Below are 8,371 nucleotides of genomic sequence, written 5' to 3' on the forward strand. Positions count from 1 at the left end.
AGAAGAAGATCGTTCCGTCAGATGATGCCGCGTTCGGCGTAAAAGAGGCCAACAAGCGGGCTGTCATGCTGAAGGTCTCGTTGAAGGAACTGACTCAGTTTCTCAGCGCAGAAAATCAAACATTCGACGAGCGATTAATCTGGCAAAACGTTAGATATTTCCTTGGCTTGGATAATGAGGTCAATAGGGAAATCCGCGAAACATTACTGTCCGGACAGGCAAGCGATTTTTGGTTCTTGAACTCCGGTCTTACAATCGTTTGCGAACAGATTGTTTCAATAGCGAATGGCCGACACCCTATCACGATGGTAAACCCTCAGATCGTGAATGGCTGCCAAACCGCGACTGTAATTCATGCGGTTTCGACCGGAACCATGGCCGACCTAGACGACGGCTATGTTCACGTGAAAATCATTGAAACGAACGATAGTACATTTATCGAGCGGGTTGCCCTCGCAAGCAACACGCAGAGCCGCATCTTGAATCGCGACTTGCGAGCAAATGACAACATACAGCGCCAACTTGTTGAGTGTCTTCGGCCTCACAACTATTTTTATGTTAGAAAGCGCGGAGAGAACGCACCTCGTCCAGGAATGAGGATGATCGATGCGGCGAGAGCAGGCCAGCTTGTCCTGGCGTACCTCTGCGGCGAACCGACGAAGAGCAAAACTAATTCGAATGATATATTTGGCGACCTATATGAGGAGGCATTCAATCCTCATGCGGTAACGCCCGAGATAATTATCGCGGCGCACGAATGTTATTCCGTGATCGAGCGTCGCAGAAAAGAAATTCTGGCCTGGCAGGCATCGGTTACTCGAAATTCTTTTGAAGAATCATGGCTGATCGAAGGCCATTTTCATTTGCTATTCGTCATTGGGGAACTCATGCGCCGGGCTTCCATTCCGTTGTCAGAGACGACAATAGCCATTGGCTTGATTGAGAAGGCAAGCAGCATCTTGAGGACCTTTGTCGAGCGGAATCAAAAAGTTGCGAACTATCGACTCTTCCGTTTGGCTAGATCTCGGGAGGAAATCCTGAAGATCATCGACAATAACTCCAAGCCGGATGAGGCTAACCCAGTTCAGATCGAGCTATTCTAACATTTAGGATCGGCTCAGCACCTACTGCACCCGCAGCGTCTGCTTGTCGAAGAACGGTTCGTACTGCCCGACCCGGACAGGCAGCACCTTCCGCCCCTCACCCGCCGGCGAAATACTGGATGCCGTCGGCCATCCCGCCCCAGTCGCCGCAGGGTGGCTCCGGGTCCTGATCGGGGTTGGCAAACGCTTCAGTTCTTTCGCATAGGCGGCATTGGGGCTGAATGTGCAGCGCTTGACGCCGGCAGGCATGGTGCCTTCCGTGTAGGGCGCCGGTACGCAGCGGGCGCTGACGGTCTTATCGGTCTTCTCCAGGAACAGGCGCTGCACGGCGGCCTCGGCGGTTTCGCCTGATTTGATGTCGAACACCCCGACCATCGGGGCGGCCGCGCCGCCATCGCTGTATTTGATAGCGAGCGCGTTGCCGGCGAATTCGAAATGGATCTGGCGGAAGCCGAAGTCGCTGCGCTGCGCCCAAACGGCAAGGCCGATCGTCTTGTCGCCCATATTTTCCCAGACCACGCGCACTTATCCTGAGAGAACGTTGTGAACCTTTGGTCCCGTTCCGGCGAGGCCGAACTCATGCAAACGCACGATGATTTAGCCTGAAGCGACAAGCACTATCGATACGCGCTCGATAGACCTCTCGGTGACGCTGAAGCCTTGGGATCGGGCTTTTAGTCAGGGTCAAAGGGCCTGTGTGACGAAGAGGGGCAATGCAAATGGTTGGCAACACCAACTCATCGCGCCTGGCATCACTCGACCTTCTACGATTGATCGCAGCCTTGGCGGTTGTGTGCTTTCACTACCTCTATCGGGGGCCGATTGCCGGAGATGTCAACGCTGGATACCCGGTGGCTGCCCCGTTTGCCATCTATGGCTATCTCGGTGTCAGTCTGTTTTTCCTTATCAGCGGTTTTGTCATCACCTGGTCGGCTGAGGGGCGAAAGTGGCAGGATTTCGCCGTCGCGCGCTTCGTGCGGCTTTATCCTGGATTTCTGCTCTGCATGACGTTGACGTTTGTCGTTCTCTCAATTGCCAACAATCCTAGATTTCCGACAAATTTTTCGACCTATGTCGCCAATCTTTCCATGTTCGCCCGCGCATTCGGCAGGCCGTCCATGGACGGCGTCTACTGGTCGATCATGCTCGAGATCGTATTCTATGGCTGGGTTGCGGCGCTTATTTTCGCGGGCGCCTTCCAGCGTTGGAAGTTGGCGATCGTTGCCATCTGGCTCGTGATTTCGGCGGGAAATGAGCTCTTCTTCGGGAACACGGCGATCCGAATCTTGCTGATCACAAGCTACGCGCCTTTCTTTGCGGTCGGTATTTTGGCCCAACAGGTAGTTACAAAAGGTCGTTCGCCGGCGGCGCTCATCCTTCTTGTCGCGGCATTCCTGTTGTCGTGCCAGACGATCACATTCAACCAGGGCTGGATGCAGGAACATTACGGTACGGCCATTCCCTATCCCGCTCTCGTGGTCGCCAACGGATTTGTCTTTGGGACTTTCGCAGGCGCACTCCTGATCCGCTCCCTCGTGGCCCCTTCGAAAACCGTGCTGATGCTCGGCGGATTGACTTACCCACTTTATCTTTTGCACCAGTATATAGGTTATATCTCTCTCAACGCACTGGCCCCGTTGATCGGCAAGAACGCTGCGTTCTTTGTCGTTTTGCTCGCGGTGCTCCTTGCCTCGTTCTTGATCTGGCGTTTTGTCGAAACGCCGCTACGCAAGCCGCTTATCCGCGGTTTGACGTCCGCCATCGATCACATCGCATCAGCTGGAGCCGCGTACGCTAGAAGGAACCGCCCAGTGGCGCGGACCTAGCGCAACCTCCCGGGGGCGGGCCAGGAGGTGCGTCGCCAGCGGCAGGACCACTGGTCTAGGCGCCTGCACGCAACGCGAACTGATCGATCTCACGGCGTTGGCCGTCGCTGCATCCTGTCGGAGTTGAGGCATCCCGGGCCGAGCCGTCCGGATTGGCGTTGGCGAAATCGGCCCATTCATGAGAGTGATAAGCGACAGCATCCCGGAGACCGCGCAGGCAAAGCCGACAAGCAGAAATTTGACTTCGCGCAAAGTCGAGAGATGAGCTGCCGGGCGTAACGCGCGCCCTCGCCTTTTCCCTTTGCGATAGAAGGGAAAGGCCCCCTCATGCCGGCCTGACAGCCAGGAAGGTGTTCCACTCCTCGCTGTTGCGGCCCACGTTGAAATCGTCCCTGAGAAGGACCAGCCCGGCGGCGTCGAGACGAGCCGCGAAGTCGTCCCTGCGCCAGTAGACCGTGTGATATTCGCCTGACATCTCGCCATCGCCGTTACGCATCGATACGAGGAAGGCGCCGCCTGGCCGCAGCGACCGGGCTATCTTGGCAAGCACCTGGTCGGTCTGTTCGCGCGGCACATGGATCAGAACGGCGAGCGCGAGGACGGCGTCATAGGGGCCGCCAAGTTCGTCGGTGAGGAGATCGAGAAGCTCACCATGTTTGCCGCGCGCGGCTTGCAGCTCGAGAAACCGTTTTGTCGCATCAGTGCGCCGAACCTTGACGCCCAGGCCCTCCAGAAAGTCCGCATCGTAGCCCGCCCCCGACCCGACTTCCAGAATCCGGCCCGGCGTGCCGGCAATCGCCACAAGGCGCTTCAGCGATGCCTGCTCTCTCGCGTTGGGAACATGCCGCACAATGGCATCGTAGCGATCCGCATAATCCTCGTAGGCACTGATCGTTTGACGGCTCTTCGCCAGAGCCTGCGACAACACATCCATCTTGCCCTCCCTTGCGTCCACGTGAGCGAAAAACCAGCCTCTTCAGCGAATGGCGCCGGGAGGCACGTGTCCGTCGAGGACGCCGATGTCGCGCAGGAAATGATCCGACAGCGAACGCGGGTCAAGCTGGCCGCGCCTGCGAGGCCTGAACGGAGCGGCGAAGAGATCGACCATCGGGCGACGAAGCGTGTTGTAGAGGGTCGTGGCCATTGCCTTGTCCTTTCGTGTTCGGGTTGATGACCAGAGCATGCCTGTTCGCGGCCTTGGCTTCCAATCGAACGTCGCGTAGCATGCATCAGGAGGACTGATGCATCATGAGTTGGGAACTACCACCATTAGGGGCTATCAGGGTGTTTGAAGCTGCCGCGCGGCTGGGCAGTTTCACCAAGGCGGCAGAAGAACTCGGCATGACCCAATCGGCGGCCAGCTATCAGATCAAGGTTCTGGAGGAGCGTGCCGGAACGCCACTTTTCATAAGGAAAACAAGGCATATCGCCTTGACCGAGGCCGGACAGCAGCTGGCACCGCATGCATCCGACGCGTTCTCCGCCCTGGCCGACGCGTGGGTCGCCACAAAGGGCGGAGCGACCGGAGTTCTGTCGGTGACGACCATGGAAACCTTCGCGACGAACTGGCTGGCCGTTTGGCTTGGAACATTCCAGCTGATGCATCCGGACCTTGCAGTGAAGGTCAATACATCGCCCCGCCTGGTCGATTTCACACGCGAGGACATGGACATCGGGATCCGGACCGGCACCGGAAATTGGCCCGGCCTGACCGCGCACTATCTGTTCAAGGCCGACTACACGCCCATGCTCAGCCCAAGACTGGCCGAAAGCGTGGGCGGCATCCGCCGCCCCGAGGATCTCTACAAGGTGCCGCTGTGCTGCGCCGACGATCCCTGGTGGAAGATCTGGTTCGAAGCCGCCGGTCGATCGTTCGAGCCCGACCGCGTCATTGCAGGACCGATGCTAGGGTCGCAGGCCTACGACGCAATGGCGGCTTTGACCGATCGGGGCGCGGCCATCCTCACCCGCAACATCTACAGCGCCCTGCTGGCCAAGGGCCAGTTGATACAGCCCTTCGAAGTCCTCGGATCCGACGGCGACGGTTACTGGCTGGCGCACCTCGAAAGCCGACGCAACGTGCCGAAGATCAAGGCCTTCCGGGATTGGGTGCTGGCCCAGACCGCCGAGATCCGGGCGCAAGAAGAGCGCCAGACTTAGGCTTAAAAGGTTCACTCGCAACGGAGGACCAGATGATCGATCACATGACCATCGAAGTGGCTGACCTGGAGAAGAGCAAGCTCTTCTACGAAAGCGCTTTCGCGCCCGTAGGATATCGCCTGTCCTTCGGCAAGGACGGTGTGTTCTGGGCCTTCGACGTCGGCAGCGGCTGCCTGTTCGAGATCCAGCGAACCGGCGAGACGCCACCATTCACCCATCTGCATGTTGCCTTCCGCGTCGGCAGCAAGGCAGAGGTCGATGCGTTCTACCAGTCGGCGCTGGCGGCTGGCGCCCAAGACAATGGCGCGCGCGGCCCGCGTCCCGACTATGCGGAGAACTACTACGCCTGCTTCGTGCTGGATCCCGATGGCTACAACATCGAGGCAATGATCAACGAGCCCGCGGCTTCATCCAAGGGCGCCAATACGAGTCGAGGATGACGGGCGATATGGATCTCGCGCTTCTCCGCCTCGGCTGCAGTCCCCCCCCTGCCGCGCACGGCGCCGGCATCGGCCGATCGGTTGATCCAGATCAACGCGGCTGGATCGCCCGTGCTGTCTCCTTGCTCCTTGGCTATCGTCCCAGGGAGAACGAACGTGTCGACTTACGACCTCATGGTTATCGCCGCAGTCCTGCTCAGCTTCGCATCATTTTCCGCGGTTCTGGCTTTTGCCACCTTCGACGAATCGCGTCGCCGTCGTCCATAACAAGGCGGTCGACCGGTTGGATGGGCGGTCGGGCGGCCATTCACACGACGAAGTGATATAGGTGCAATTTGACGACGGATCGGATCGAATGAGAACGTCTGTAAGTTAACAACCGGAAAACGGCCATGAGCGACGAAAACGAGGACGACACCGACATCGTCAACCAGCTCGCCTACGTCAGAGCCGACCCCACCCAGCACGATACGATTACGCTTCTCACCATGATCGATGCCGCTATCGCCGAGATCATGGCATTGCGGAGAAAGCTGCGGCTGAGCGAGGACAGGAATAGCGGGAGCAACCAACTCCAATAGGCGGCAGGACCTGTGCGAATGGCGAGGCGAACCCTAATCCGCGTCGGCCATCATCTGACGGCCGCCGCCGCCGGCCCAGGCGCGCCACTGCCGCTCGTCGCCATGGAAGACGTTGAGGTCGATGCGGCCGGTCACGCCGTGCGATAGGCCGGATCCTGAATACTGCCAGAACAGCCATTTGCGGCCGGGATAGACCTTTGACGGGTGCCGCGCCACCGCACGCAGCCAGAATGGGTAGTCGAGGAACGCGCCCTGGAGGTTGTCGCGATAGAAATCGGGGGCGGTGTAGATGATCGGGCGCTGACCGTAGTGGCGTTCAAGCTTGTCCATGAACACCTGCATCTTCTCCAGCACCTTTTCACGTGACGGGCGCCGCTTGCAGCTGGAGTCGCCGTTCCATTCGACGTCGATCACCGGCGGCAAGGCGCCATCGACCTTCGGCACGTTGCGGATGAACCAGTCGGCCTGCTCGCCGGCGGTGCGGCACCAGTAGAAGAAATGATAGGCGCCGCGCTTCAGCCCGGCGGCATCGGCATTGCGCCAGTTCCTCATGAACATCGGATCGAGATGGTCGCCGCCGTCGGTCGCCTTGATGTAGGCGAAGTTGGCGCCCTGGGCGCGCAGCTTGTCCCAGTTCACGTCGCCCTGCCAGCGCGACACGTCGACGCCGTGGACGGCAAGGTGCCGGGGCGAGGCCCGGCCGAAATTGATCGGCTTGGCATCGCGGAAACCGTAGCGGGTGACCGGCCCGGCAAGCATCGCCGGTGCCGCACGCGACAAGAGTTTCGGTGGCGAGACCAGGGCCGCGGGCTCGATGGGCGGATCGACATTGTCCGGCAATTCGGGCACCGAAAGCGCCACGGTTTCTTCCTCCGCCAGCCCAAAGGGTCGATCAGGAGCGTCCTGGGGCGGGGCCTCGGCCAGCTTGCGCGTATTGCTGGCCTTGCTCACCGGAACGGATGTGATCGGTGCGCTTGGTCGCACCACCGAACTGGTGGTCTCATTCGACGGCTTCTGGATGTCGAGCGCATCCATGCCCGATGTCGAAGAGCAGCCGGCGAGGCACAGCGATGCGATCACGAAACTGATGGCGCCTGGTAACCGCATCTGGACCTGTACTCAAAACACAACAGACCGAAGGCAACGGCCGACGGACAACCGGGCCAGTTATGAACGAGAAATTACCAATAAAGTTTGAATCAAGTTTTTTACCATGACTGTGACCCGTTTCAGACATTCGCCGACGCCGCCGCCGGGCCAGCCTTGACAGTGCCATGATGTGGCTGTTGAGACGGGAGGCGGCGTTTGCCGCAGGCATTTCCCACGACTTCTACAAAAGGCGCCCGATGATCGCGTTGCAGCGGCTTCTCCTGGTCCCCCTGCTCGCAGCCTTCTGCTGCGGCGCGCTGCTGGGCGAGGTCGCGCATGCCAGCGCGCTGGTCGTCGTTCCCCCCGGCAATCGCTCCCAAACGCAGCCGCCGATCCCGGAAGCGTCGGCGACGCGAACCCGCGCCTTCAAGACCACCTACGCGGAAAAATACGAGAAGATCGTCGCGCTGCTGAAGCGCGAGAAGAAACTGGTGGCGCATATCAAGCAGGTCGCGGCGGTATACGATATAGACCCAATCCATATCGTTGGCGCGCTGGTCGGCGAACATACCTACAATGTGACGGCCGTCGGCTCGGTCCAGACCTACTATGTGAAGGCGCTGTCCTATTCCGGCCTCGACTTTGCCTTCCGCTACAAGGGCGTGCCGGTGCAGTCCTTTGTCCAGCGGCCGGAATTCGCGGGCTGCGCCGAGGCGAAAGACAGTGCCTCCCTGTGGAGCTGCCGCGACAAAGTGTGGGTCGACCATTTCCGCGGCAAGACGGTCGACGGCGTCACATACGACGCGATGACCTTCCAGCAGGCCTTCTTCCAGCCATTCTTCGCCGGCCAGACATTCGGCCTCGGCCAGATCAGCCCGCTGACCGCGCTCGAGGTGACCGATCTGGTCAACAAGGTGAGCGGCTACGACAGGCTGACGCCGGATCATCCGCAGGCGATCTATCGCGATGTCATGGATCCCGACCGAAGCATCGTCTACATCGCCGCGATCGTGCGCGATGCCATCGACGCCTACAAGGAACAGGGCTTCGACATCTCAGGCAATCCGGGCATCACGGCCACGCTCTACAATGTCGGCCAAGCCCGGCAGCGGGCGGCCGACCTGCACGCGGCGCTCGCCGGCAGCAAGGGCCGCAAGCTGCCGGTCGAGAAT

Annotated in this window: 10 protein-coding genes; 6 read left to right on the forward strand and 4 right to left on the reverse strand. The window is 59.7% G+C overall.

Features of this window, described 5'->3' with window-relative positions; all coding sequences use genetic code 11:
- Positions 1-1,103: AIPR family protein (locus C1D09_RS04685; RefSeq protein WP_143973217.1), on the forward strand; the 1,103-nt coding region annotated here is incomplete at its 5' end.
- 21 nt (positions 1,104-1,124) lie between these two features.
- Here the strand turns inward: C1D09_RS04685 and C1D09_RS04690 are convergent.
- Positions 1,125-1,622 (reverse strand): hypothetical protein, encoded by a 498-nt coding sequence (locus C1D09_RS04690; protein WP_246135653.1) that lies wholly within the window; start codon positions 1,620-1,622, stop codon positions 1,125-1,127.
- Between the two features lie 200 nt (positions 1,623-1,822).
- Here C1D09_RS04690 and C1D09_RS04695 point away from each other — a divergent pair, with 200 nt between their 5' ends.
- Complete coding sequence (locus C1D09_RS04695; protein ID WP_246135654.1) at positions 1,823-2,929, forward strand: acyltransferase family protein; 1,107 nt, start codon at positions 1,823-1,825, stop codon at positions 2,927-2,929.
- A gap of 325 nt (positions 2,930-3,254) precedes the next feature.
- Here C1D09_RS04695 and C1D09_RS04705 read toward each other — a convergent pair whose 3' ends face one another.
- A complete protein-coding gene (locus tag C1D09_RS04705; protein WP_143973220.1) occupies positions 3,255-3,863 on the reverse strand; it encodes a class I SAM-dependent DNA methyltransferase in 609 nt (202 codons plus the stop codon).
- A 42-nt stretch (positions 3,864-3,905) separates the two neighbouring features.
- Positions 3,906-4,073 (reverse strand): hypothetical protein, encoded by a 168-nt coding sequence (locus C1D09_RS33035; protein ID WP_167514491.1) that lies wholly within the window; start codon positions 4,071-4,073, stop codon positions 3,906-3,908.
- A 104-nt stretch (positions 4,074-4,177) separates the two neighbouring features.
- Between C1D09_RS33035 and C1D09_RS04710 the strand changes: the two genes are divergently transcribed.
- From C1D09_RS04710 to C1D09_RS04720, 3 genes are all read left to right on the forward strand, one after another.
- Positions 4,178-5,089, forward strand: a complete 912-nt coding sequence (locus tag C1D09_RS04710; protein WP_143973221.1) for a LysR substrate-binding domain-containing protein — start codon at positions 4,178-4,180, stop codon at positions 5,087-5,089.
- A gap of 32 nt (positions 5,090-5,121) precedes the next feature.
- Positions 5,122-5,529: a VOC family protein gene (locus C1D09_RS04715; protein ID WP_143973222.1), complete on the forward strand. Its 408-nt coding sequence runs from the start codon at positions 5,122-5,124 to the stop codon at positions 5,527-5,529.
- Between the two features lie 392 nt (positions 5,530-5,921).
- The gene (locus tag C1D09_RS04720; protein WP_143973223.1) at positions 5,922-6,110 is read left to right on the forward strand and encodes a hypothetical protein; all 189 of its coding nucleotides are present in this window, start codon (positions 5,922-5,924) and stop codon (positions 6,108-6,110) included.
- A gap of 33 nt (positions 6,111-6,143) precedes the next feature.
- Here the strand turns inward: C1D09_RS04720 and C1D09_RS04725 are convergent, their stop codons facing one another.
- A complete protein-coding gene (locus C1D09_RS04725; protein ID WP_143973224.1) occupies positions 6,144-7,217 on the reverse strand; it encodes a glycoside hydrolase family 25 protein in 1,074 nt (357 codons plus the stop codon).
- Positions 7,218-7,456: 239 nt separating this feature from the next.
- On the opposite strand from C1D09_RS04725, the gene C1D09_RS04730 reads away from it, so the two are divergent.
- Positions 7,457-8,371 (forward strand): DUF1402 family protein (locus C1D09_RS04730; RefSeq protein WP_425463402.1); only part of this gene is annotated, 915 nt, incomplete at its 3' end.

The organism is Mesorhizobium intechi, assembly GCF_002879535.1.
Lineage (GTDB): Bacteria > Pseudomonadota > Alphaproteobacteria > Rhizobiales > Rhizobiaceae > Mesorhizobium > Mesorhizobium intechi.

Coding starts and splice junctions, on each gene's coding strand:
- C1D09_RS04725 (WP_143973224.1), bottom strand. CDS start 7,217: ATGCGGTTACCAGGCGCCATCAGTTTCGTGATCGCATCGCTGTGCCTC.
- C1D09_RS04695 (WP_246135654.1), top strand. CDS start 1,823: ATGGTTGGCAACACCAACTCATCGCGCCTGGCATCACTCGACCTTCTA.
- C1D09_RS04715 (WP_143973222.1), top strand. CDS start 5,122: ATGATCGATCACATGACCATCGAAGTGGCTGACCTGGAGAAGAGCAAG.
- C1D09_RS33035 (WP_167514491.1), bottom strand. CDS start 4,073: ATGGCCACGACCCTCTACAACACGCTTCGTCGCCCGATGGTCGATCTC.
- C1D09_RS04710 (WP_143973221.1), top strand. CDS start 4,178: ATGAGTTGGGAACTACCACCATTAGGGGCTATCAGGGTGTTTGAAGCT.
- C1D09_RS04720 (WP_143973223.1), top strand. CDS start 5,922: ATGAGCGACGAAAACGAGGACGACACCGACATCGTCAACCAGCTCGCC.
- C1D09_RS04705 (WP_143973220.1), bottom strand. CDS start 3,863: ATGGATGTGTTGTCGCAGGCTCTGGCGAAGAGCCGTCAAACGATCAGT.